The 24,967-nt window shown below is 40.1% G+C and carries 18 protein-coding genes and 2 pseudogenes; 3 read left to right on the top strand and 17 right to left on the bottom strand.

The features are described 5' to 3' along the window. Window positions 1-224: 224 nt before the first annotated feature. The 5 genes from HWQ40_RS34225 to HWQ40_RS34205 form a co-directional block, all read right to left on the bottom strand. Window positions 225-1,157, bottom strand: coding sequence for a polysaccharide deacetylase family protein (locus HWQ40_RS34225; protein WP_292786806.1), 933 nt, complete (start codon window positions 1,155-1,157; stop codon window positions 225-227). Window positions 1,158-1,786: 629 nt separating this feature from the next. Beyond that, the gene (locus HWQ40_RS34220; RefSeq protein WP_292786803.1) at window positions 1,787-2,125 is read right to left on the bottom strand and encodes a hypothetical protein; all 339 of its coding nucleotides are present in this window, start codon (window positions 2,123-2,125) and stop codon (window positions 1,787-1,789) included. 372 nt (window positions 2,126-2,497) lie between these two features. Further along, window positions 2,498-3,856: a Rieske 2Fe-2S domain-containing protein gene (locus tag HWQ40_RS34215; protein ID WP_292786801.1), complete on the bottom strand. Its 1,359-nt coding sequence runs from the start codon at window positions 3,854-3,856 to the stop codon at window positions 2,498-2,500. Window positions 3,857-4,365: 509 nt separating this feature from the next. Continuing rightward, entirely contained in the window at window positions 4,366-4,731 is a 366-nt protein-coding gene (locus HWQ40_RS34210; RefSeq protein WP_292786799.1) for a Lin0512 family protein, read from the bottom strand. A 65-nt stretch (window positions 4,732-4,796) separates the two neighbouring features. Further along, entirely contained in the window at window positions 4,797-5,165 is a 369-nt protein-coding gene (locus tag HWQ40_RS34205; protein ID WP_292786798.1) for a cyclic nucleotide-binding domain-containing protein, read from the bottom strand. 359 nt (window positions 5,166-5,524) lie between these two features. On the opposite strand from HWQ40_RS34205, the gene ileS reads away from it, so the two are divergent. Next, a complete protein-coding gene (ileS, locus tag HWQ40_RS34200; protein ID WP_292786797.1) occupies window positions 5,525-8,476 on the top strand; it encodes an isoleucine--tRNA ligase in 2,952 nt (983 codons plus the stop codon). Between the two features lie 774 nt (window positions 8,477-9,250). Beyond that, window positions 9,251-10,402: a histidine decarboxylase gene (locus HWQ40_RS34195; RefSeq protein WP_292786795.1), complete on the top strand. Its 1,152-nt coding sequence runs from the start codon at window positions 9,251-9,253 to the stop codon at window positions 10,400-10,402. 74 nt (window positions 10,403-10,476) lie between these two features. Here the strand turns inward: HWQ40_RS34195 and HWQ40_RS34190 are convergent, their stop codons facing one another. Together HWQ40_RS34190 and HWQ40_RS34185 are read right to left on the bottom strand one after the other, a co-directional pair. Then, the gene (locus HWQ40_RS34190; protein ID WP_292786792.1) at window positions 10,477-13,860 is read right to left on the bottom strand and encodes an amino acid permease; all 3,384 of its coding nucleotides are present in this window, start codon (window positions 13,858-13,860) and stop codon (window positions 10,477-10,479) included. A gap of 421 nt (window positions 13,861-14,281) precedes the next feature. Next, on the bottom strand, window positions 14,282-15,166 hold the full coding sequence (locus HWQ40_RS34185; protein ID WP_292786790.1) for a ParA family protein: 885 nt from the start codon (window positions 15,164-15,166) through the stop codon (window positions 14,282-14,284). A 622-nt stretch (window positions 15,167-15,788) separates the two neighbouring features. Here HWQ40_RS34185 and HWQ40_RS34180 point away from each other — a divergent pair. Further along, window positions 15,789-16,202 (top strand): 2TM domain-containing protein, encoded by a 414-nt coding sequence (locus tag HWQ40_RS34180; protein WP_292786788.1) that lies wholly within the window; start codon window positions 15,789-15,791, stop codon window positions 16,200-16,202. A 15-nt stretch (window positions 16,203-16,217) separates the two neighbouring features. On the opposite strand, the gene HWQ40_RS34175 is transcribed toward HWQ40_RS34180, so the two are convergent. The 10 genes and pseudogenes from HWQ40_RS34175 to HWQ40_RS34130 form a co-directional block, all read right to left on the bottom strand. Beyond that, window positions 16,218-16,400 carry a hypothetical protein gene (locus tag HWQ40_RS34175; protein ID WP_292786785.1) on the bottom strand — a complete coding sequence of 61 codons (183 nt, stop codon included), beginning with the start codon at window positions 16,398-16,400 and terminating at the stop codon, window positions 16,218-16,220. Between the two features lie 358 nt (window positions 16,401-16,758). Beyond that, window positions 16,759-17,196: a chorismate mutase gene (gene aroH, locus HWQ40_RS34170; RefSeq protein WP_292786782.1), complete on the bottom strand. Its 438-nt coding sequence runs from the start codon at window positions 17,194-17,196 to the stop codon at window positions 16,759-16,761. A 108-nt stretch (window positions 17,197-17,304) separates the two neighbouring features. Then, window positions 17,305-19,053 carry a cupin domain-containing protein gene (locus tag HWQ40_RS34165; RefSeq protein WP_292786779.1) on the bottom strand — a complete coding sequence of 583 codons (1,749 nt, stop codon included), beginning with the start codon at window positions 19,051-19,053 and terminating at the stop codon, window positions 17,305-17,307. A 496-nt stretch (window positions 19,054-19,549) separates the two neighbouring features. After that, window positions 19,550-20,530 (bottom strand): NAD(P)-dependent alcohol dehydrogenase, encoded by a 981-nt coding sequence (locus HWQ40_RS34160; protein WP_292786777.1) that lies wholly within the window; start codon window positions 20,528-20,530, stop codon window positions 19,550-19,552. 465 nt (window positions 20,531-20,995) lie between these two features. Beyond that, a pseudogene (locus HWQ40_RS34155) lies at window positions 20,996-21,127 on the bottom strand (ISAs1 family transposase); the annotation flags it as partial. Between the two features lie 59 nt (window positions 21,128-21,186). Beyond that, window positions 21,187-21,396 (bottom strand): annotated as a pseudogene (locus HWQ40_RS34150) (transposase); the annotation flags it as partial. Window positions 21,397-21,528: 132 nt separating this feature from the next. Further along, entirely contained in the window at window positions 21,529-21,981 is a 453-nt protein-coding gene (locus HWQ40_RS34145) for a nuclear transport factor 2 family protein (RefSeq protein WP_292786775.1), read from the bottom strand. A gap of 27 nt (window positions 21,982-22,008) precedes the next feature. Further along, window positions 22,009-23,292: an FAD-dependent oxidoreductase gene (locus tag HWQ40_RS34140; protein ID WP_292786772.1), complete on the bottom strand. Its 1,284-nt coding sequence runs from the start codon at window positions 23,290-23,292 to the stop codon at window positions 22,009-22,011. Window positions 23,293-23,436: 144 nt separating this feature from the next. Then, the gene (locus tag HWQ40_RS34135) at window positions 23,437-23,919 is read right to left on the bottom strand and encodes a DUF5602 domain-containing protein (protein WP_292786770.1); all 483 of its coding nucleotides are present in this window, start codon (window positions 23,917-23,919) and stop codon (window positions 23,437-23,439) included. Window positions 23,920-23,947: 28 nt separating this feature from the next. Beyond that, on the bottom strand, window positions 23,948-24,856 hold the full coding sequence (locus tag HWQ40_RS34130) for a hypothetical protein (protein ID WP_292786768.1): 909 nt from the start codon (window positions 24,854-24,856) through the stop codon (window positions 23,948-23,950). Window positions 24,857-24,967 lie beyond the last annotated feature (111 nt).

Below are 24,967 nucleotides of genomic sequence, written 5' to 3'. Positions count from 1 at the left end.
CATTGTCAGCCGAAACAATCGCATTGTTAGTCGAAACAATCGCATTGTCAGCCGACACAATCGCATTGTTAATCGAAACAATCGCATTGTTAGTGAATAAACTAACTAATTACCCCAACAAAATCAGGACTTACGCAAAAAGGCAGTGAAAGCCTTGATTTACCGTAGGGGTAATTTATGAATTGCCCCTACATTTCGTACCTGATGCGTAAGTCCTAAAAATATCACTGATGATTAAGCTGTTGGTTTGGATGTTCTTGATTTGTTACCACAGGTGATGCTGCTGTCTCCACACTTTTTTCTTGGGCTTGTATCTCCAGTAGTTGGGGAATTGTCACAAATCTATAGCCTTCAGCTTTTAAACCTGCGATCATTCCTGGTAAAGCCCTGACAGATTTGGAACGGTTGCCACCCCCATCGTGCATCAATACAATTGCACCGGGTTTTGCATATTTCAGCACATTTTTGACTAGTCCTGGAACTTGAGGCGAACGACGTTCAGCATCTCCCGATTCTTCTGACCACATCATGACAGCGTATTTCTCGTTTTTGGCATATTCGGCTAGTCCATTATTCAGAAAACCCCCAGGAGGACGAAATAGAGTAGTTTTCTCTCCAGTAGTTTTATAGATGATTTCTGCTGTACGATCAATTTCACTAGCCGCAGTAGCTAAGTCCATGTGGCGATACCAATGATGCCATGTGTGATTACCAATTACGTGACCATCAGCAGCCACTTGCTTGGCAACTTGAGGAAAATATTTCACCATTTGCCCGATCATGAAGAATGTGGCTTTTACATCATTTTTCTTCAAAATTTCTAAAATCTGTGCCGTATTTTTGGGGCTGGGGCCATCATCAAAAGTTAGGGCAATAACTTTCTCATTCGCTTTTAGTTTCCCTTGATAAACGATTGTTCCCTGAAATGCCTTTGGCACTTCATTCATCTGGTCTGTGACTGGACTTATATTTTGTGCATCTGCACTCATCAGCTTGTTATGACTCGCTTTAGCACTCTCGCTTTTTGGCTTGATAATTCCCAACAAATGCTCAAATCCGCTTGTAGTTAAAAGCAAGCTGATACCTAAACTACTAGCACCAGTAACCAATGTAATAATTATTAGTTTCAGTAACAAAGATAATTTACGACTAGACACATTAAATCTCCTCAAATATTAGTTATTGGGGATTGGTTTCTCCCTGATGTTCCCATACCTTATATCATGTCCGCTTGATTACTTATTAAACTCGAATTACCCGGACTTGATATTACTCCTAGTACAGCATGGCGCAAATAAACATACCATTTCAAATGGCGCAAGAAGCTCGGAATATAATTATGCGTGACTTTTGACTTTTGACTTCCGCCTTGCAGTACTAGCCTGTTGTAATTAATATATCTACTGCTGAAAGAAAAAAGAAAACAATAAAATACCTTGAAACATTCCAGCTAAAGCTAAAGGATGTCTCAATTTAATCTGTACTAATTTGCTACCATTATTAAACTGAATAAAATAATACTCAGTAAATTTAGCTGACCAATAGAGCCAGCAATGATAGCAGTATAACCGTAACCTGGAGAAATGCTAGGTAGTCGTTATTCGCTATTTGCTTGCGATCGCAGTTTTTGCTTATCCTTGCCTAGAGAGACAGAAGGGAGAAGATAGGCAAAATGCTGCCCCTCTGTATCCTGCTGTGAGCAAAGGGAGGAAGAGTTTAAAGTCTAAAATCTCCGATCTCCAATAGAAGCCTTATTTAAATTCCAACCTCCTACCTCCTGACCTCTTCAATCTTCGTCAAGGGCTGGGAAAGCTTCTTCAATCTGCCACAATCGATCTTTATTTTCAACAAACCAAATACGAGTTTCTGGAGTTAATTTACTCCAAATATCTTCAACAGGGATGTGAGGAGATGCATACTGGTACTGCTGACCAAGTGATTTGAGATTGTCCGCTACATCACGGGGAATTCCAAATTGTTCCCAGTCAACTGTGATATTTCTTCCCGAAACTCCGGCTGTGGGGTCGAAAACCAATTGTGCCGATCTGACTAAATCAGCAAAGTGTTTCGGTTTGAGTTTGGTAATCTCTTGAATTTGGAGTGATTCGTTATGCTCTTGAGACATGATCGCCGCAGTGGTAAAGATTAGTGGTCTATTGAACTTACTGCCAGAGATTTTTATCCCAATATTTTTACTTTAGCGCAGAGCCACTAACTCGATCGTGACTTAACAAGACTTGAGGTTTGAGCAAATCGTTTCAGGTGAGCAAACTTTCAACACATGTATCGGTACAATGTCTAAGCTAGTACCGCAAGGCGGAATTCAAAATTCAAAATTCAAAATTCAAAATGAATATAGCGTAAGCATTTCATTGATTTTAAATGGTTAGTTTATTTACGCCGTGCTGTACTAGTAATGAAAAGTTTGTAGTAAGCACTTTAGTGCTTAGAAAATAAGTACTAAAGTGCTTACTACGAAATGTTCCCAGTACCTATTTTAGTGACGAGTGTAGGAATGCTCAAAGTGAGTTTTGAGTGTATGAGCCATAACAGACATAATAATTGCTGCTATGGAAACCGATATTGCTGCGATTTTGATTCTAGAATCATCTGCAAGTATTGCTACAGCAAATAGAGCGATCGCTACCCCTATACAACCTTGTTTGATCCTATTTGTCACCTGATAAGCTCGATTGCAAGAACTACAAATAAGTGTGTGTCGTGAAAATCTGTCTAGCAAAATCGGCTTTGAATCCAACTCGCCATTCTCAACATTTTTCCACGTGGAATAGCCTTGATAAAAAGGCAAAGATGACCCAAATTTATCTAGCCACTTGCGGTACTCAATCACTAATGTGTCAGATGTTTTCAGCGGCAAATATAATTCTTTGAGACTTCTTCCCAAGCGCTCAATTTCTGCCTGTTGTCCGGCAATCAGAGGTAAATCCTGCTCCAATATTTTGTTCGTATTCAAGTGATCGAGCCAGCGGGGCCTCAGCTTGACTCCCCAAGTCATGAAATTACGATAACCTCTAGCTAAAAGACGGCATCGCCCTTTACCTAAAGGAATTGAATACAAAGCTAGTCCAAATGTCCAATCTTTTTTTTCAATATAAGCAGTGTTCAGCACAAGACTTGGAGCAACAAAATCAATATACTTCCAGGCTTCATTTGATTTGTTAGCTCCGCGCCACCTGCCTTTAACCCCCTGAGCCGAATTCTCTAGTACTTCCATTTCTAGCGGTTGGGCATTTTTACGATTACCACCACCCCTGGTGCCATTATGGCTAATAGCAACATGAGCAGGATCGATGACATTTTCGACTAGATATGTTTGGTCATAAGGCAGATCCAATATAAAGTCTGCACACACAAATCCTGACTTGTCTAAATCTGGCAAAATTGGAATAATTTCATCAACAGCAGTTTCTTTTTCGCCAGCCCACACCCAAATCATGCCTTGGCGTTCCACAACTTTAAAGGATGGCACGCAAGCATTGACTGGAATTTTTGCATCTGTTGGTAATTGGGGAATGTGCAGACATTGGCCATCACTGCCAAACTGCCAACCGTGATACAAGCACTCAATTTTGCCGTCAATAATTTGTCCTTCAGAAAGTTTGGCTGTACGGTGAGGACAACGATCTGCTAAACAGATAAATTGTCCATCTTTGTTTTTGAACAAAACCAAAGGTTCATCGTACAAGGAAAAGCTATGAGGACGGTTGGCAGGTAAGTCTTTTACGAAAGTGACGGGATACCAACATTGCCTCCAGTTAAATTCTTGCTTTTCCTCAAGTTTCTCAAAGGTAGAAGTTGGTGGTGTCGCCTGTAGTGTTTCTGTTTGTAATGACATATTTTTCTCCAGGTTTCTATTATTTTATACTTTTGGATTAGCAAATCTTTAGTCCCATAGATAGAACATTTCTAGAGTGAAACTTTAAAAATTAACCATGAGAAAGCATTCAAGCATTTTGAGTAAGTCAAAGGTGATTTTGCTTGCGGAAAATACCCAAATGAGTAAGCAAACTGGGGTTTGAATAAGTCAAAGGTGATTTTGCTTGCGGAAAATACCAAAATGGTTAAGCAAACTGGGGTTTGAATAAGTCAAAGGTGATTTTACTTGCGGAAAACACCAAAATGAGTAAGCAAACTGGGGTTTGAATAAGTCAAATGCCATTTTGAGAAAGCATTTAAGTATTTTGAGAAAGTAAACAGGTATTTTTATAAAGCAATGAGGCTTTTTGAGAAAGTAAACAGCAAATATACTTGACGATTAAAAATCGCGTCTGGACAAATGAAGTCGGCGATCAAATAACTTAATAACTTTTCTATAACTTTCTGTTTCTAGAGGAATTGCCTCAGCTACTCATCTTCGATCAGAACTGTAACAGCAGCGATCGCAATCAACATTTCGTCATTTTTATCATTGAGTTCGGGAATCGCCCGTCCTTGAACTATCATCCCCCCAGATTCTACGACGAGAGTTTTGCGCCCAAATGGTAGTACAGCGAGTACCTCTTCTTCTCTAACTTGTTCTGGATATGGAACTGCTACTTGAACCTCTATAATCATTTCATTGGGGTGACTTAAACCTGCAACCTCCCAAACACCAGGTAAGGCATTGTGAGCGATCGCATTACGTACTGCCCTAGATGCTGCTACTGTCGGTTCTTGTCCATGCTGATCTATTCCCATCCCCATCTCGATAATCAAGCGTTTACGCGCCATTGCTACCTTCGGTAAATCTTGTATTTTTCACTTTCTATTGAAGAATTTATTTTTCTGGGATTCACTTATACCATACGCTGCAAGCGACTCAGACGTTCTGAGTAGCTTTTCATCACCTGTAGGGCAAACATGGGGGTTTCTTGAACGGCAAAGAGAAACCCTTGTTCATTCAGGAAACCCAGTTTGGTATCCACTTTGGCAATAGCTGTGTAATTTCTTTTTTGGACTCCTACAAGTATCCCGGCACCAAAAACTTCCCCCTTTTCAATGGTTTCTACAACCTTGCCATTGACCAATATATCTACCTCTCCTTCGAGAATGCCATACATTTCATCACCAGACTCTCCTTGTTCAAAGATCGCTTGACCTGCTGAAAATGCTTTAGGATTCGGTTGTTTTTGAAATATACTGACTGTTACCACAGGACTTAGCATTAGAGCAACCCCAAAATTCTTTATTTTTAAACGAAACTTTTTGATAGCTTTAGGCGAACCCAGAAAAGTATACTACTTTCTGTTGATAACCTCTCAATCTCCGCAAAATTCCTGATTAGTTGCCTGGTTGACCTTTATTAGGATCGGACAAGGGGAAATGAAAACATGCCCTAGTAAAGCATGGCGTAAATAAACATACCATTTCAAATGGCGCATGAGCTTGGAATACAATTCTTTTGATTTTTGACTTTTGCCTTGCGGTACTAGCCTTGTAAAGGTAAATAAAATAGCGAATTTTGGTTTTCAGGCTATCTTCTATAATTAATAAAACCTGCACACCTAATTCTAGGCATGAGACTGTGACCGAATCAGGAAGTTACAAAGATACTGTAAACCTACCCAAGACTAACTTTGATATGCGGGCAAACGCCATCAAGCGTGAGCCTGAAATCCAAAAATTTTGGGAAGAAAATAAAATTTACGATCGCCTCTTTGAAAATAACCCCGGCGAATTATTTATACTGCACGATGGGCCTCCCTACGCTAATGGCTCGCTCCATATCGGTCATGCCTTAAATAAAATTCTCAAAGATATTATTAATCGCTACCAAATGTTACAAGGGCGTAAAGTTCGCTACGTTCCTGGTTGGGATTGTCACGGATTGCCAATTGAGTTGAAAGTTTTGCAGAACATGAAGTCAGCAGAACGGCAAAATTTAACGTCTTTACAACTGCGACAGAAAGCGAAAGAATTTGGTCTAGCGACGGTAAACGACCAGCGCAATAATTTTAAACGCTACGGTATTTGGGGTGATTGGGACAACCCTTATCTAACTCTGAAGCCGGAATATGAAGCGGCTCAAATTGGAGTGTTTGGTCAGATGTTCTTAAAAGGCTACATCTATCGCGGTTTGAAGCCGGTTCACTGGAGTCCCAGTTCTCATACCGCTTTGGCTGAAGCTGAGTTGGAATATCCTGAAGGTCACGTTTCCCGCAGTATCTATGCAGCTTTTGCAGTTACAAGTTTGGCGTCAGCTGTAAAACCACTGCTGGCTGAATATCAGTCAGATTTGGGTGTGGCTATCTGGACAACTACACCTTGGACAATTCCAGGGAATTTGGCTGTGGCGGTAAATGCAGATTTAAATTATGCAGTGGTGGAAGTGGAACCCCACCCCCCAACCCCCTCCCCGCAAGCAGGGAGGGGGAGTGAGGAAGTAGCTTCCCCCTCTCCGTTAACGGAGAGGGGGACTGAGGGGGTGAGGTTCCGCTATCTCATCGTTGCTGCTGATTTAGTCGAACGTTTATCTTCAACATTGGGAGTTGAGTTAACTGTAAAAGCCACGTTCAAGGGGAATGATTTAGAACATACTACTTACCGTCATCCTCTATATGACCGCGAAAGTCCGATTGTTGTCGGCGGTGATTACATTACTACTGAATCAGGTACTGGGTTGGTACATACTGCACCCGGTCATGGTCAAGAAGACTACATTGTTGGTCAGCGTTACGGTTTGCCCATCCTTGCACCAGTGGATGACAATGGCAATTTTACCGAAGAAGCGGGACAATTTGCAGGGTTAAATGTGCTGGGTGATGGGAATCAGGCGGTGATTGATGCCTTAAATGCGGCTGGTTCTTTGTTGAAAGAAGAACCATACCCCCACAAATATCCTTATGACTGGCGGACGAAAAAACCAACAATTTTCCGCGCCACTGAACAATGGTTTGCTTCCGTGGAAGGTTTTAGAGAAGAAGCGTTAAAGGCGATCGCAACTGTAAAATGGATTCCAGCCCAAGGTGAAAATCGGATCACGCCAATGGTAGCGGAACGTTCCGATTGGTGTATCTCTCGTCAACGTGCTTGGGGTGTACCCATTCCCGTTTTCTACGATGAAGCCACGGGGGAACCACTGTTGAATGAAGAAATTATCAACCACGTCCAAGGAATCATCGCCGAAATTGGTTCCGATGCTTGGTGGGAATTATCAGTTGAGGAATTATTACCAGAATCTTATCGTAATAATGGCAAGTCTTACCGCCGGGGTACAGACACAATGGACGTATGGTTTGATTCTGGCTCATCTTGGGCAGCTGTCGTCCAACAGCGTCCAGAGTTACGCTACCCTGCTGATATATATTTGGAAGGTTCCGACCAACATCGCGGTTGGTTTCAATCAAGTTTGCTCACCAGTGTAGCGGTAAATGACATTGCGCCTTACAAAACTGTGCTAACTCACGGCTTCACTTTGGACGAACAAGGCCGAAAGATGAGTAAGTCAGAAGGAAATACGATTGATCCAAATACAATCATTGAAGGCGGAAAAAATCAAAAAGTAGAACCGCCCTACGGTGCAGATGTATTGCGATTGTGGGTATCATCGGTTGACTACTCCGGCGATGTTCGCATTGGCAAAAACATCATTAAGCAAATGAATGATGTTAGAGGGAAGATTCGCAATACGGCGCGGTTTTTGTTGGGTAGCTTGGATGATTTTGACCCGGAAAAAGATGCAGTTCCTTTTGAGAAATTGCCAGAACTTGACCGTTATATGCTGCACCGCATCACCGAAGTATTTGAGGAAGTCACTGAAGCCTTTGAGAATTTCCAATTCTTCCGCTTTTTTCAAACAGTGCAGAATTTCTGCGTGGTGGATTTATCCAACTTTTATTTAGATGTGGCCAAAGATAGATTGTACATCAGTGCAAAAGATGCTTTCCGCCGTCGCAGTTGTCAAACGGTGCTGAAGATAGCAATAGATAATTTAGCACGAGCGATCGCACCAGTGTTATCTCACACCGCCGAAGATATCTGGCAATATCTCCCCTACAAAACACCTTACAAATCGGTATTTGAAGCCGGTTGGGTGCAGGTTGAGGAAAAATGGCGTAATCCTGAATTAGCGGAATTTTGGTCAGCGCTGCGACAACTCCGCACCGATGTTAATAAAGTGTTGGAACAAGCCAGGATAGAAAAACTGATTGGTTCTTCCCTGGAGGCGAAAGCTTTGATTCATATACCTGACAAACAATTAGGTGATGCTATCAAAGCCTTTAACCCGGTTAAGGGTAACGGGATTGACGAACTGCGGTATTTATTGCTGACTTCCCAAGTGGAATTATTAGATTCTGCTGAGGGATTGCAAGGATTGAAATATACAGCGCAGACGGAAGACTGGGAAATTGGGGTGGTGAAAGCAGATGGGCAAAAGTGCGATCGCTGTTGGAACTACTCTACTCATGTGGGAGAATCAGCAGAACATCCCTTAATTTGCGAACGGTGTGTTGCAGCCTTAGCTGGAGAATTCTAAAAGCAAAAATTCCACGGCGCTAGCAGACTAGAAATCGTTAACCTACAGATTGCTAAATGCACTTAAGGACTTTCAACAAATAAGTTACTACTACTTGTAGGGCGGGCATCTTGCCCGCCTTTGGCTATGGGCGGGAGAGACGCCACCCCACAATAAGTGATGTTGTTGGTCAATTCATGAGGGGTTTTGCCCCTCACCCGTAAAACATTGATTTTGCGTTGTTCGCCCACCCGGAAATAAATTTTGGGCTAATAGCTCAAATCCATTTCAATGGATTGAAATCAAGGAAATCAATACGAATTGAAACTGAGGGGTTAGACTCCCTATTAATTCGCCAACAACATCATAAGTAGTTGAGTATTTTTTTATTTGGAAGAGCGCTAATGCATATTTAATTTATAGAAATACCTTTTTAGCTTGATGAAGTCCGCATAAGCGTACTTTGTTTGGATAGCCTAGTCATTCCTAGAAATTACGCAACTGGCACAAAGTTAAATATGTAATTAAATCAGGTTGCAGTCAGCGACTGAAAAAATATTTTATGTAATACGCATTCTGGTTATTTCGTATTATGCAGAAGTTCCAAGTGTAATATACTTTGTCAGAAAATAATTGGGTATTATTACTGAATATTTATCAGTATTTTCACTGTATTATCTTCTATTAAAGAGCTAAATGGGGTCATTATTAAAAAAAAATAAAGGTATGGATTAATACGTGTAATCTCGTTTAAAACTTCCATTAACTCAATCAAAATTTAAGAGATACAGAGATATGTCAAATAAAATTGCTCAGGAATTGGCTGATTTTCTGCTGCAAATAGAACAGCGATCGCAGTTTCATGCAGGCTATCCATATAATTTAAGTTGCGATTATAGTGCGATCGCTAAATTTTTCAATCTTCTGTTAAATAATGCTGGAGATCCATATATTGAACCAGATTTTGGTCTCCATTCTCGTAAGTTTGAGCAAGAAGTATTATCTTTTTTTGCCCAACTCTATAAGATTCCAGAAAATCAGTTTTGGGGTTATGTTACTGCTGGCGGAACTGAAGGTAATTTATATGGGATGTTCTTAGCAAGAGAAATTTATCATGATGGCATTCTTTACTCATCACAAGACTCTCATTACTCAATATCCAAAGCAGCAAAATTATTCCGCATCCAACACAATATTGTTAACTCACAAATTAATGGAGAGATGGACTATGAACATTTTGAAAAACTAATTAGCGAAAATCGCAATTATCCTGCGATCATAAATTTAAATATTGGGACTACTGTCAAAGGTGCAATTGATAACTTAGACAAAGTTATCGAAATTTTAAAGCGCAATCAGATTAAAGATTACTACATTCATTGTGATGCCGCACTTTCAGGATTAATATTACCCTTTCTAGATGGCGCTCCACAAGTTAACTTTCAAAAACCCATAGATAGTATAGCTATTTCTGCTAAATTCATTGGTTCTCCCTTGCCTTGCGGTGTAGTTTTAACCAAGAAAAAATGGGTAGAAAAAGTTGAAACAGCAATTGAATATATTGGTTCATCAGATACAACCATTTTGGGTTCTAGAAACGGTCATACCCCTCTGATTCTCTGGTATGCAATAAAAACCAGAGGTTATGATGGATTAGCCAAAGAAGCAAAGACCTGTATAGATAATGCCCAATATCTTTTCCAACAACTTAAAATCAGAGAATATCCATGTATGCTCAATAAATTTTCCAATACCGTAGTGTTTCAAAAACCTTCTCAAAAGTTAATTAAAAAGTGGCAGTTAGCGATTTGTGAAAATTGGGTACACATTGTAGTCATGCAAAATATTGATCGGCACAAAATAGATACTTTTGTTAACGAACTGTTGTTAGAAGAAGGGTTAGTTGATAACGTAGAGAATTTCCAGCTACAATCAGCGCTACACTAAAAATAGATTGTCAAGTGAAATTAATCGTCCAGTTTGAGAAGATATTTCTCTAAAAAGAATTTGCTCCCAAGATTTTATGTTTTTAAAAAGTTTTTTCCGCACAAGTTTGCAGCAAGTAATATTTCTACTTCTGCCTGTTCCATAGGTGGTAAGAAAAAATACCCTTGCCCATAATCACATTGTAAAGCTTTCAATTGTGCTAATTGGTCTACAGTTTCTATGCCTTCTGCTGTTACAGACATATTTAAATTATGGGCTAATGTCACAATCGCTCGAATAATTTCTAAATTTTCTCCTCGACTACCTATACTGGTGACAAAAGAGCGGTCAATCTTAATGGTTTTGATTGGTAGGCGATGTAGATAACTCAAGGATGAATAGCCAGTCCCAAAATCATCCATGTGCATTTCAACATTCAGCGCTGTTAACTGAGAAAGCACAGTGGTAGCTAATTCAAAATTATCCATCAACAAGCTTTCAGTAATCTCCAATTTCAAACAGCATGGCTCCAGTCCAGTTTGCTGCAAAATATGTTTAACCTGTTTAAACACATCAGGTTGCGTGATTTGTTTACCAGAAAAATTTACGCTAATCGTCAAAGGTTGTGAGGTAGGAAATTGTTTATGCCATTTGTGCATTTGGTGACAGGCTTCATAAAGCACCCATTGCCCGATACTAACAATCATTCCAGTTTCCTCAGCCAGGGGAATAAAATCTTGAGGGGAAATAAGTCCTCGTTCTGGATGATACCAACGTATCAGGGCCTCAAATCCAATGATTTTGCCAGTTGTCAGTGAAACAATTGGCTGGTAATTAAGGCGAAATTCTTCTTGCTTGAGCAGCGCATTTCGCAAAGCAGTTTCTAACTCTAAGAGCAAAGCTGCACCCTCATGCATCTTTGGATCAAAAACCTCATAACGTGCCTTACCAAGTGATTTGGCACAATACATTGCCACATCAGCATCGCGTAGAATCTGCGCTGCTTGCTCATAATCTGCTCTACTTAAAGCGATACCAATACTAACATTAGTAAACACCCGATGCTCATTTAATTGAAATGGCAAAGCTAGCACCTTTTTAATTCGCTCGGCCACCTGTATGGCGGTGTTGATATCCTCAATTTCCTCAATTAAGATTGTGAACTCATCCCCGCCAAAACGGGCAACTATGTCTCCGCCTCGCAGAACTGACTTTAGCCGATGAGAAATTGCAATCAAAAGTTGATTTCCTAGTAGATGTCCAAGGCTGTCATTAACAACTTTAAAGCGGTCTAAGTCTAAGAAAAGTACGGCAAATAAATAATTATTTTGCTGTTTAGCCTGTTCTATTGCCTGCTGCACCCGCTCCATAAATAATCGTTGATTAGGTAATCCAGTTAGCCCATCATGAAGACTATTGTGCAGTAATTGTTCTTGTGCTTCTTGACGTTTAACAATGTCTTGTTGAAGTTGTTGATTAACTCTAATAAGTTCAATAGTGCGTTCGAGCACTAACTGCTCAAGCTGATAACGATATTGGACTAATTCTTCCTCTGCTAGCTTCCGCTTAGTTATGTCACGGACAATAACAATATACTCCCGTAGCAGAGAATTAAATGGCTGTGAAATCGTCGATTCAACGATTCGCAAACCTTGGTTAATTTTCAAACTTTGCTCACTCCTAATAGACCATTGCTCCGGTTTGCCGCGATAGCATATTAGAAGTTGATTCAATTTTTGCCCAAGTAATTGCTGAATACTTGTTTGAAATAATTCTTCAGCAGCAGCATTTGTCTGAGAGATTGTACCGTCTTCATCTAATACTAAAACAGTATCCGGAACGGTATCTAGAGTAGTGATAAATAGGTTTCTTGCTTGTTTGCGTGCTTCATCGATAGCAATAATTTGTGGTAAAGTTGTCCAGCAAGCGATCGCAACCCCTGTAAAAGAAAGCGTCACTAATAAAATCGCTAGGAAAGAATTTTGAGGATGATTAGAAAGTCTATCTAAAAAATCGCGAATAACCCAACTGATTGTGGCAGTAATACAAATCAATGATACTAAAACAATCACTTGTAGTATTACAAAGTCTGGATTGTTTCTACTGGGCTTAGTATCGTAACGCTGTGTCCACCAATTTGGGTGTAATGGCGCAAATCTTAACCGACGTAGCCCTATATCTCCAATCGTCAAAATAATGGGTAATAATAATCCCACCAAGAAATCTCTCCAATTCCAAGCTAAACCTCCCACTATTAGAACTACTGCTTCTACCAAGAAGAAACCAAGTGACCACCAAGGCCATAACACGTGCGGTTTGCCACGACACATCCATAATCCCAGATGTAGACCCATAATGGACATGAGATAACAGGTGCCCGCTACTGTGACAAGTTGAGATATATTTCCCAAATTTAGACAAAGTAAACTGAGTAGAAAGGTAACTAAAATAGCAGGGCCAAGGACACCTTGACGGGAAACTAATGCAAATATAGGAGAAAGCTGTCTGTCTAAGGCAAGCTGGTATAATATCCGAGGAGAATTAGAAACTGCTGTAGCAGAACTTAGAAGGCAAGATATAGTAATCAGAAGTGTTACTAGAAAAGAGGCAGATTCACCCCAAAAAGGTTTAGAAGCCGCTACCAGATTTAAGAACGCATCCTCACCTATTGTTGAATTTGGAGTAGAACACATTAATACCCAAGAACCACCTAGAAACACCGGAGGAATTAACCAAGCAGCTACGGTTAAAAACTTTAAAGTTTTATATGGGTGGCGACTATCAGCAACAAAAGAAGAAGTGGTTTCACAAGCATAAATTGAATAGCTAGCTAGAAAAAACCACTTTGCCCATTCTTGAAAGCTCAGGCTATGTGTGCTATTTGGGAGAAAATTAAAATTAGCAGATGAGAAGGCTAACCATAATACGCCTTGAACACAAAACAATAACAGTAATAAAATCGCTGGTAATACAAAAAATAAATGCAGGAGCGCCAAAGCACGGGTACCACTGAACGCTAGAATAAATGGAATCGCTGTAAATAAGACTTTTAAGAAAGTTTCTGGACAAGAAATACCTAATGTTTCAAAATTGACTTTAATTAAGTTAGTGAGAATAATCGCATACAGTGCTGGTGCTGCTGCCCAGCTAAAAAAGTATCCTAATGCTACGTAACGGCCTAAGCCAGGAAAGTTCTTTAATAGCCTTGTGGTATAGTTTGGTGTTCCTCCAGCAACATCTGACCAATGCCTACCTAGACTTTGTACCTGCAAGTTAAGCAAAAAGGAAATAATCGTGCCAAAAAACCAAACTAAGATAGCTTTCGGCCCTAACGCTGCATGAATGATGGGGGCAGTACCAATCCATCCAACATGGCCAGTTAACCCGAAGCCCCAGGTTTCGAGATAACTCAGAGTCCGTGGTAGGCGCATTAGCAAGTGCTGATTGTTCCCCGCCCGTGCAGAATCATTACTAACCATTGTTTCTTAGTGAGATTTACTGACCTTTTCACTCAATAGCTGAATCTCACCAATTATAGCTTCCGTATAACTGCTGAACTTTAAGAAAGGATAACTTATTTATTACTGGATTGTGGATTTTGGATTTTAGATTGACCTCATGCCTAAAGAGTTTCCTTGAATAAAGAATTTTAAATTGGGGATTTAAGATTTATTCCATGTAGCTTGTTTCTCACTGAGTAAGTATAAATTCTCTTTCTTCAGACCTTTATAAAAATTGAAAGGTTCGATTTGCGACCTACTTAATAGACATAGGCATCTCCAAAAATAAATTATTCATTGCCTGAAACCCTTGTAAAGACGTAGCATTCCTACGTCTTTACATTCATATCTCTAATTCAATAAATCGGAAATCATGTTGTTCATAAATGATTAACTAGAGCTATAGCTTTTGCAACAACTCCTGAGTTAATTGTAAAAAAGCTTTTGAACCTGCTGATTGGGGAGCAATTAAAACAGCTGGCATAAAACTATCAACAGCCTTAGCAACATTGACATCAACTGGTATTTGTACCTTACAAATTTTTTCGACACCAAAATCTTCTACAACACGATGCATTACTTGTTTATAGTATCTACCAGTGAGCAGATTAGCGCTGGACATACTAAATACAATTCCCAACATTTTGATATCTATTTTTGTTTCATGTCCGTGACTATCTTTTAATTGGGCAATCCGTCTTTCTAGCAGTTGAATACCCACTACAGATAATGGTTCTGGTTTCGCAGGAAGTATGTAAAAATCACTGGCAGCTAAAGCGCTACGAGTCAATAGATTATAGCCAGGGGCGCAATCGAGAAGGATAAAATCATATTCTTGACGTACTGGTTTTAAGATATTATTAATTAAGACCCTTTCAAAGCGATTCCAAATCGTTTCAAAGTCTTGTTCACCCAAAGCAGTTGCTTGCTGATGCAGCATTTCTGAAACAACAAATTCATCATATAAATCTATGTCTCCCGGCAATAAATCTAGTCCGGGAAGATTACAAACCTGGGATTGAACAATATCCTGAATTGTAAGTTTTGCTTGTGGATCTGGATTGATAATTTCGTCTATCAGATACCTAAATGTCTTACTTTGTTTACGACGCTTGGCAAAATCTAAAGGCGACATCAAACTGAGTGTGGCACTAATTTGGCTGTCTAAATCAAGGACAAGCACCCGCTTGCCATGATTTTTAGCTAAACAGGTAGCTAAGTTGACGGTGAGGGTGGTTTTACCAACACCACCTTTCATATTGGCAGTAGCAATTACATATCCCATTGATTGAGTCCTCTATTGACGCATTCCTATCTACTGGTCTGTCAAGAAATAATTGAGAGGTGCGGATTGTTTCTAGTTAGCGTTATAGCAGTTCTCGTTTACGTGAGGAAACCTATAGGGGCACGGCATACCGTGCCCCTGCACCTTGCGTATAACGTTGTACCGCATCTGAATGGGAACTGCTATAAAGCACAAACTACGAACCGATCAAATCAAACTTTACAGACTACTAGGTAGCGTACACTTCTGCTGATATCTTAAATCTTCCATTAAATTTAATATTTTCGGAAATTCAAAAGAGTGATTTCAGCGATGTTTACTCGATAGAGGCAGCAATATGTAGTTGGATCTTTATCTAGAATCGAGCTACCAGCCTCCTTTACTCCATAATGACAATGTTTGGCTTAATGCCGTAACAGCGATCGCTTTCATCAAAGCAATTATAGAGGTATTGACAAATACAGTAGCCCTAAATCAATTGTGAGAAAATAATAGTGTTGTGAATATCACTAAGTATTGGATGCAAAATGTGGATACATTTGCTAATTGAATTGAACGAAGCCGATCGATAATTTTGTGAAATCAAAGGCGCATTTACACACAAACTTATAAGGTAATTAAAATGACTTACGATTCAGAAGATGTTCAACAAATCTTGCAAAAAGCACTCACTCGTAAACAGGAAGGTGAATTTTCACGAGAACAGCTTTTAGAAATGGCATCTGAGTTAGGTATTTCTTCTAATATTTTAGAAACAACTGAACAAAAGTGGCTGGCTCAACAAGAAGAGGAACGTTCACGACACACATTTAATACTTTCCGACGCAGAGCCTTTTGGACACACCTTGTTTCTTTTCTAGCGGTGAATTTATTCCTAATTCTTTTAAATTTAATCACTAGTCCTAGTTATTTTTGGGCTATTTTCCCAGTATTAGGATGGGGGTTAGGATTATTTTTTCATTGGTGGGGTGTTTATCAGAGTAAATCAGAGGATTACGAGATAGCTGCTTTGGACACAACCCGCGACGGTGGGTAATTTCCACAGTTTCGGCTACTGTGTCAGGTAGCGCGATCGCTTCCAGCGGGCGGTTACGCCATCGCAATTACGATTCATCAGGCGGTTATATGCTTTCGATAGTGTTGGTAGCTGAAATCCTTCGGCATCACATACCATCGATTCAATCCACCCTTCACCCATTGCAAAGCCCCCTTTGGTTTCGGCAACACGCGCCACTTCAAGAGCTTGAGGGCCAGATTCTACAATTAATTTCTGATAAAGGTATCAAAGAACCTGAATAAAACCGTCCTGCCAGCTGTGGTAAGGGCGGTTTTGTTTTGCGTAGCTTGCCGGTTTCCTCAATAAGGAATCTGGGTTTATCCTCCGCGATGACGAATACTGATTCTCTGGGGATTTAGCGCAAGAGGGTAGATACAGAGATATTTATGAGCCAAAACTGCAATGTCTAGAGACCTCATAAATGTGTTGATAATTTAACTAAAGTCTCGCAGAGCGATGTCTGCGACGGGCTATAACGCTCTCTACGAGACGCTACGCGAATGCGGACTCGCTAATGCAACGCTTACGGCGTCGCCTAACCTAACAATGCTATATCTGGACGTAACTGAGCAGCACGATGCAGATAGACTGGGCGTAATGCATTCTGGGGTAGAGGAGTGTTTAAGTGGATTAGCACCCGAATACAGCGATCGAGGCTATTGGCAACCTGCATCTGTTGCACATCTAGTAAAGGAATTTGATCCCAACCAGGACGACGACGTGCCACCGCAGCCGGAAACATTGCATCTAAGTCTGGAGTTGCAGAAAAGGTAACACTGACGATTTCCTCAGAGTCTAAAACATTGTTTGTTTCTAAGGCGTCTAATAACTCATCTACAGCCTCAGTAATTGCTTTTATAGAGTTGTAGCTGACTGTCGTTGCGCCTCGAAGTCCCCGGACTCGCCATTCTCCCACTACCTTTGCAATGCTGGAATGTTGATCTATGTGTGTTGAAAAGGTTAGTTGATCCATATCAATTTTAAGGTTGAGTTTTAGGTTTTTTCTGTATACAGCAATTGCCAACTGTAAATCTCAATTGTTGATAGTTTTATTTGGCAATATCAAATTAGTTAAAGAGAGCTACACAATCAAGAAATCAGCACTTGTAATAGTATTGACTTGTATCCCACTTAAGATCATCAAAGGCTCATTACTGCTGGTAATATTAATCAAAGTATCATTTACACTACCACCGGTACCTTGGTAGATTGTTAAATCAGTAAATGTCAGACCACCCAAAAGCCCAATAGAATCTTCCCCATTAGTAAAGTCAACAATGGTATCAACCCCCGATCCAGATGTAAAGGAGAATGTGTCTTTGCCACTGCCACCAATCAGAGTATCCCAACCAAACCCCCCTACAAGGGTGTCATTACCAGCACCGCCCCGGAGTATGTCATCACCACTCAACCCCCACAGATAGTCATTGCCACCCTGACCGTTAATAACATCATTAGATTTGTCAAAGCCACTAGTATTATTATTAAGCTCGTTCAGGAATGTTACCGAGTTACGACTGTAAACACTACTCCTTTGTTCGTTGGCATTCAAGACATCAAAGCTGTCTTGAAACCCCGTCTGCCCGTTAAACAAAATATTGCCAATATCCACCGATGCACCTGTGGCTTTGCGAAGGTTATCTAGGTTTTGTAAGGCAAAATTTTGCAAGACGACCCCAGTATTCTCAACTCCCTCAAAGGTTATGAGCAGGTCATCTTTATTCTGAGTTAAGAGCAGATTTCTAGCAGTCAGCCCATTACCCTCAAATTTTAGAGTATCAATTTCCGCAGATACGCCTGAAGATGGACGAGATCCTGTTCCTACACCACCGAAGTCAGTAATGGTGTCGATGCCATTACCGAGTTGAACTATAAATAGGTCTATATTCCCGCCACCTGTAAGGAGGTCGTTTCCCTTTCCACCAATAATGTTTTCACTGCTTTTCCCACCCGTAAGGATGTTATCACTATCATCTCCAACCAGAAGAACACCATCTTTTCCTTTGGGTCGAGCGTCATTGTCTACAATTGTGAGAGTAGCCGTATTCTGCAATAGCCCAATAATTGCGCCGCCTGTAACATCGCTCAAGGTGAGGTTGATAGTTTTATTTGCTTCGATTGAATTATCATCAATAATCGGAATATTTACAACTTTAACTCTTTCTCCGTCAGCAAAGTTAACCTTTATCTGCTGAGAACCGTTATAATCTTCGAGATATTTAGCAGTACCATCTTTCAAAGTGATAGTAGCGCCAACTGCCCCTGTATCATCTAATGGGCGGATTAAAGTTACTGCTGCTATAGGAGAACCATCTTCATTGACGCTGTATTCAGTACCAGCAAAAATTATTGAGTCTAGGGGTACTGATGCGTTGTCCTTAAAGGCTTGCACGATTTTATCAAGTCCTTCATCTGTAAATAGCGGAAAAGCCGCAGATATGTCTGTCCCTGGACGACTCGTATCCTCAATTAATTTGTCAAGCCCGGAGGGGATACCTTGGATGATCATTCTCGCTGGCTTATCTTCAAAATTGCGATAGGCGTGGGTTTCCCCTTTGGGCACATTCACAAAAGTTCCAGGAGTTGCAGTAATAACTTTATCATTCAACTGAAACTTTACAGTCCCCTCGACAATGTAAAATCCTTCATCTTGTTGAAGGTGGATATGCGGTGTAGTCCCGACATTTGATGGAACGTAAGCATCAAAGAGATCGTATTTACCACCAGTATCTTCGCCAGTTGAGATAAATTTAACTAAGTCCCCAACCACCCACAATGACTTACTCGATTTGTTGGCTGGTGTCTGTTGAAAGCTATTATATTCTGTCATTGTTGTTCTCCTTTCGAGCTGAATTGATGGCAATCTAGTTTTGGATTGATGTTATAAGTGCAGACATAGACTCTATTGCTTTAATATTTATCTTGTTTAGTCAAGTTTTAAGCATCTATGTCTGCATCTATGAAGAAATGTAGATTTATTAATCTGAAACTTGACTTACGAGATTCAAGTTTGGCAAGGAATAGTCACGGATGATACTTATTTATCGCGTCTTTCTTTGACATTTATGCAAGAAGTCTGAAAAAACACTTTAAAATCCAATACGCTAGGGTTAAGGGTTATTGGTATAGATAATTGGTTTTGAAAGACGCGATTTATCGCGTCTCAACATCAGGCTTTTGTTGCTTATTCTGAACTGTATTGCTTTAAAATCTGGATTGCAGTAATTGCGATCGCCCATAAAAGTTCAAGAGGTGTAGATTCCACTCTTTTGCTTATAAAGCCAGTTTGGGCTTTATTTAGGCTTGATTTTTGTTTAAGTCCCAAACTAAATCTGTAAAATTATTTTGCCACGCGGATGTTTGGTTTCTCCATAAGTATGTGCTGCTGCTACCTCACTTAGGGGAAAAATTTTCCCTACAATAGGACGCAGATTATTTTCTGTAACCATACGAGCAATGTTCGTTAAATCAGTACCGTCTGGGCGAAGGTCTAGAATTAGCGCTTTTTTACCAGTAAATGGTTGAGCGAAAACAAAGGCTAAAACTCCCTGGAAACTTGGTGCGGTAGTGATGTAGAGCCCTTTAGGATTTAAAATAGGAGCGCATTTGCAAAAATTACGATTTCCTGCAACATCAAAGATTAAATTGTAGCGATCGCTACTTTTGATAAAGTCTGTCTCTTTATAGTCCAGTAAACGCTCAGCTCCCAGTTGCTCAACTAAATTAAAGGCATCGCGGCTAGACACAGCAGTCACATGAACACCTATTATTCGAGCTAGCTGTACTGCAAACGTCCCTACCCCACCAGAAGCACCATTAATTAGCACAGACTGGGGTTGTACTTTATGAAGTAAATTACGTAATGCCTTCCATGCCGTACGTGCAGCAACTGGTATAGCAGCAGCTTCTTGGTCTGTCAAAACTGTAGGTGTGTGAGCTAACCACTCTACTGGCACACTGGCATACTCGGCATAACCCCCTCCTTTAAAACCATTAAGCATGCCAAATACGCGTGTACCTACTCCGAATTCAGTTTCAGTTGAGTTAGTATCCACAACTTCGCCAGCAAAGTCACAGCCAAGAATACGCGGAAAATTCTTCCCGGTTAGTAACTGTAATTGACCACTACGAATTTTGTAGTCTAAGGGATTAATACTTGCTGCTCGAATACGTACTAAGACCTCACCTAGCTTTGGCTGAGGTATGGGGATAAGTTCTACTTTCAATGCTTCTGGCCCGCCAAAGCGACGAATTACAGCAGCTCGCATTGTGTCAGTAGTCCTTAGTTTTGTTTTATCTGTGGTCATGCCAGCAGCTCCTTATTAAGAGATTCAAGATGGCTTTACATTAAAATTCACATTCAAAGATATACTACAACATTTATATTCAAACAATATGCAACTACATACACAATTGCTATGCAAAAACAAGCAATTAAAATGTTGATTTAGCAAACCTAACAAATATACACTCTGGTTATGAGGGAATACCACTAAATTAACGGCAAAACCATTATCTATAAAGCTTTTGGGTGTGAAGTGTGGCTGAGTGGGTGTAGTGAGAAAGAAATTGGCTTTGCAGAATAAAGATATGAATTAGTGTGATCGCCATCGAATGTCCAAGGTGTGCATCAACTCACAATACGGTTCGGTTAAGATCCCCCCGCCTGCGGCGACCCCCTTTTAAAGAAGGCTGTTTCATTCCACAAAGGATAAGAGTTTGTCAATATCATTAGAGATAAATCTCTGGGCTGAGGTGATGGAGGAATAACCATTTCGGCGCAAAATATTGAGTGCGATCGTTCGGAGTACCGATAGATTTGCAGGGGCGTTACCCTTATGTATAGTCGAATGATCTTCATTAAAAATCACATCCTTAACCCAATGAAGACGATTCTCAATCCCCCGTCCGCAAATACCTTTGGCAAAATCAGCCGCAGATTTTACTAGGGCGTGTTTTCAAACTATAACCATAATAAAATGCAGGCGATCGTTATCATGGCTGTATAATTGGCAGCAAGTTTTTCATATCGGGTCGCAATGCGACGAAACTGCTTGATTCGGTTGATAGCGCGTTCAACAACGTTGCGTTGACGATAGATTTCACGGCTAAAAGAACCGCGACGTGGTTCGTTGGAGAGTCGTGGAATTGTTATACGGATACCACGATGCTGGAGGGAATTTTTGGTTTACTGAGTTTGGCCTACATTTGGGCTTAATTTTTGTTTAAGTCCCAATATACCAAGATGAGGTGTGAACCAATCAGAAATCACAAGCTATTCTTTATGGTTCCCTAAATCTTCAGTTTACTTGGATGCAGATATATATTCTTCGCTTTTTATAGAAGTAGTTTCAGGACTACTAAAAGCTGCGAACATCGTGGCTGTATCTAAATATTCACGAAACTTAATAATTTTGCCATCATACAGAGTATAAACATGTACCCAATCGTATTCTAGTGAACTATTGGTTGGTTTAACACGACCAAGAGCGTGTCCAAACACAGCAACTCGATCGCCTTGAGCAATAAATTCTTGTGCTTGAAATTGATGTAGTTCTAAGTATTCACCCACTTTACTAAAAATTTGCGCTATCTGATCGCGTCCGTGATATTTACCTGCAAGCGGAATATATTTTTGAGAGCCAACTATATACCACTCTATATCTTCTGCTAAGGTTGCTAGCAAATAAGCAATATTACCTTGTTCAAAAGCGATACAAACTTGCTCTACTATTTGTACATTTTCTTGTTCACTCATTTTTAGATACCTGGTTTTTTAAGATAATTAATTTTTCACATGAACTGGCCAAACACCATAACCCATCAATGCGGCTGGTAGGTCACGCATGAATGGTAAAAGCATAATTTTTGGTGGTTTAAAAGGCTTACCTGATTGAAAGGTTTTCACAATAACTTGGTTATGAGATAAAGACTGGAACCATTGAATAATTCGTGTCGGTAATTCGCGTTGTCGTTGTACAGTTGCTAGATGACGCTGCTGTAGCTGTTTATTAATTAGAGGATTGCTGAGTACATTAGCTGTTACAACAGCATCTTGAATAGCATAGTTAATTCCAACACCACCAATTGGTGACATCACATGGGCCGCATCACCGATGAGTAATAAACCTGGTCTATACCAACGTTCTACAAGACCAGAAACAACTGGGAGTAATGCCACCTGCTTCCAATCTTTGAGATAATCCACTCGATCTGCCAACATTGGCATTGTCTGAGCAATAGACTGGCGTAATGCTTCTAATCCGCCTGCATGGAGTTGTTGATAATGGCCTTTAGGAATGATGTACCCCACTTGCCAGTACTCAAAACGATTAGTCAGAACTAACAGACAACCCTGTCCAAATTCACCTAATTCTTCTTCTGGTTCATCAGGGTAGCGTGGCAACCGGAACCAAAGAACATCTATTGGTGCCTCATGCTTATTCAATTTTAAACCTGCTAAATGACGAGTGCGGGAACTACGACCATCAGCACCAACTGTCAAGTCTGCGCGGACTTCGTGCCAACCACCTTGACCCCGGTAGCGCACGCCCAAAATTACACCATCTTCCTCAAGAATTTCTTGGACATTGGCACCCATGACCAACTGAAAATTTGGATATTGTTTTGCCTCCGCTGTAATGAATTCTAAAAAGCGTACCTGTTCCATGATCATCATGTAGGGAAACTTGCCTTTAAGCCGACTAAAATCAGCAAAGGTTACAGGACCATCAACTGTTTGAGTGATATATTTATATGTTTTTGTATGACGAAGTTGGAGTAAGCGATCAGCTAGACCAAGTTCATCCATGACTTCTAAAACAGATGAGTGAATCGTATCGCCCCGAAAGTAGCGATTAAAGTCTTTGTGCGCTTCCAACAGCATCACAGAAATACCTTGGCGTGCCAGAAGTAGTGCTAATACTGCTCCAGCTGGCCCACCTCCTACTATACAACAAGTAGTTTGCTTAGTATCAAGAATTTTACAATTTGTATCTAATGACTCAGTTGGATGATCAATAGTGTCTTCACCATCTACAGTGAATCTATGTGTAAAGTTAGTATGCATATAAATTATCCTTTTGCATCACTAAAAAATAATAGTTTTAAACGCTTTAGCAATAAAATTTGCTAAATTATCTGCCGTAATTGCATCTCGTTCTTCTGGAGTAAACAGATTGAAATGGAAATCAAAATGCGGTAATGTAGTTACTCATGCTGGTGCATGACCTAAAGGATTCCAGTTTAGTGCCATGTGAGTGAATGGTGTAGATGCAGCTGCTTTAGAAAAGAGCAACTCATATTCAAATGTCGAGTTACCAATACCATCCAATAACTTTAATTTCAAAGGATATTCTCCCAAATCATCATCATTGTTGGGCAAATCTGACAATGATGCTTTCGTAAATGTCACACCAATATCTGTCGGAATTCCCAGATTGTTCAGTTTTAACCTAGTCCGGACATTTCCATTTCCTAGGGGTTGTACGGCTCCATAAACTACGGAACCAGGACTGAAGCGAGGGTCTTGTGATGCAGTGATTGGTGTTAAAGGTGGCTGATAAGAGCCTGAGGGCATATCTTCTGGATCTGGATGTAAGTGCAGCCCATGAGCATATGCAGATTGCGTTCCTAAAAAGACAGCAGAACAAATTGTTCCGATACTTAAAAAAATTAATTTATTAATTATAGTCATACACATACCTATTTTTTTGATAGTTGTACTATTTATTTACTAACAGATTTTTATTTTTTGCTTTTCTAAATTGAGAATATGTAGTGATCGTACCCAATAATAGCAACCCAAATATACTAGAAAACTCAGGTACAGAACGATGTTTAAATTCAGTAAAAGCCAGTTTATATTCTTGACTAGTCGGATCAAAATTGATACTGTACGCAGTAGGATAATAACCCTTCTTAGAATAATAATTTGGAATTTTTATAGATTTACTAACACTGGTTTGCGTTTCCAAAAACGCTTTAGTACTTCCATAACCTGTTAAACTAACTTGTCCATCAAAAAAAGCATAATCATATAAGGTTGTAAATGGTTTTTGTCCCTGTATAATCGGAGGAAGTAAATCTGAGTCAAAATAACGCGCTCCTTTGCCTGGTTCTACAATTCCTGTAGGCAAAAATCCTGAAGGAACAAGTTCGGGTTTTGGTTCCTTGAGCGCTCTTGCTAGCTGATCGGGGTTACAAGTAGATTGTGGATTATTGATATCAGCATCAGGGCAAATTGATGCGCGCTCTTGGGGACTAATCAAAAAAGCATCTACTGTGAAACGTGGTACAGCAAAAGTTGGTGGGAGCCACGGATAGCCGTGCGGACGATAAGTTAACTCAATATGATTAAATGGTAATGATGAAGCCTCAGAAGGCAAAGACAAGAAAACAGGTATATCAACAGCGGAATCATCAACAGGCAGAGATAATGCTTGTTTGGTAAGTGTGACACCAAACTCTGAAGGATTTCCCAGTTCATCAAATGAAACAAAAGAGCGAACAAAACCCTCTCCTAACGGCTGAGAATCACCAAAGAACTGAGAAGCATTTGCCGTATCTGCTATTCCTAAAACAATCAACATTGCACTTAAAAAAGGCAATGATAAGTTTTTTAAAGCAAACATAAAATACCAATCTTTAGTTAATGAATATTACCTGTAAATAGCGAAAAAATTTGCTCAATTGTGTCGTAGAGGCATTTATTCTGCCAATGCTACGACACAATTCGCTAATTC

This window comes from Nostoc sp. NMS9, assembly GCF_017114995.1.
Classification (GTDB): Bacteria; Cyanobacteriota; Cyanobacteriia; order Cyanobacteriales; family Nostocaceae; genus Nostoc.
Note: the sequence above shows the minus strand (reverse complement) of the source record. Positions and strands in the feature narration are given on the sequence as shown.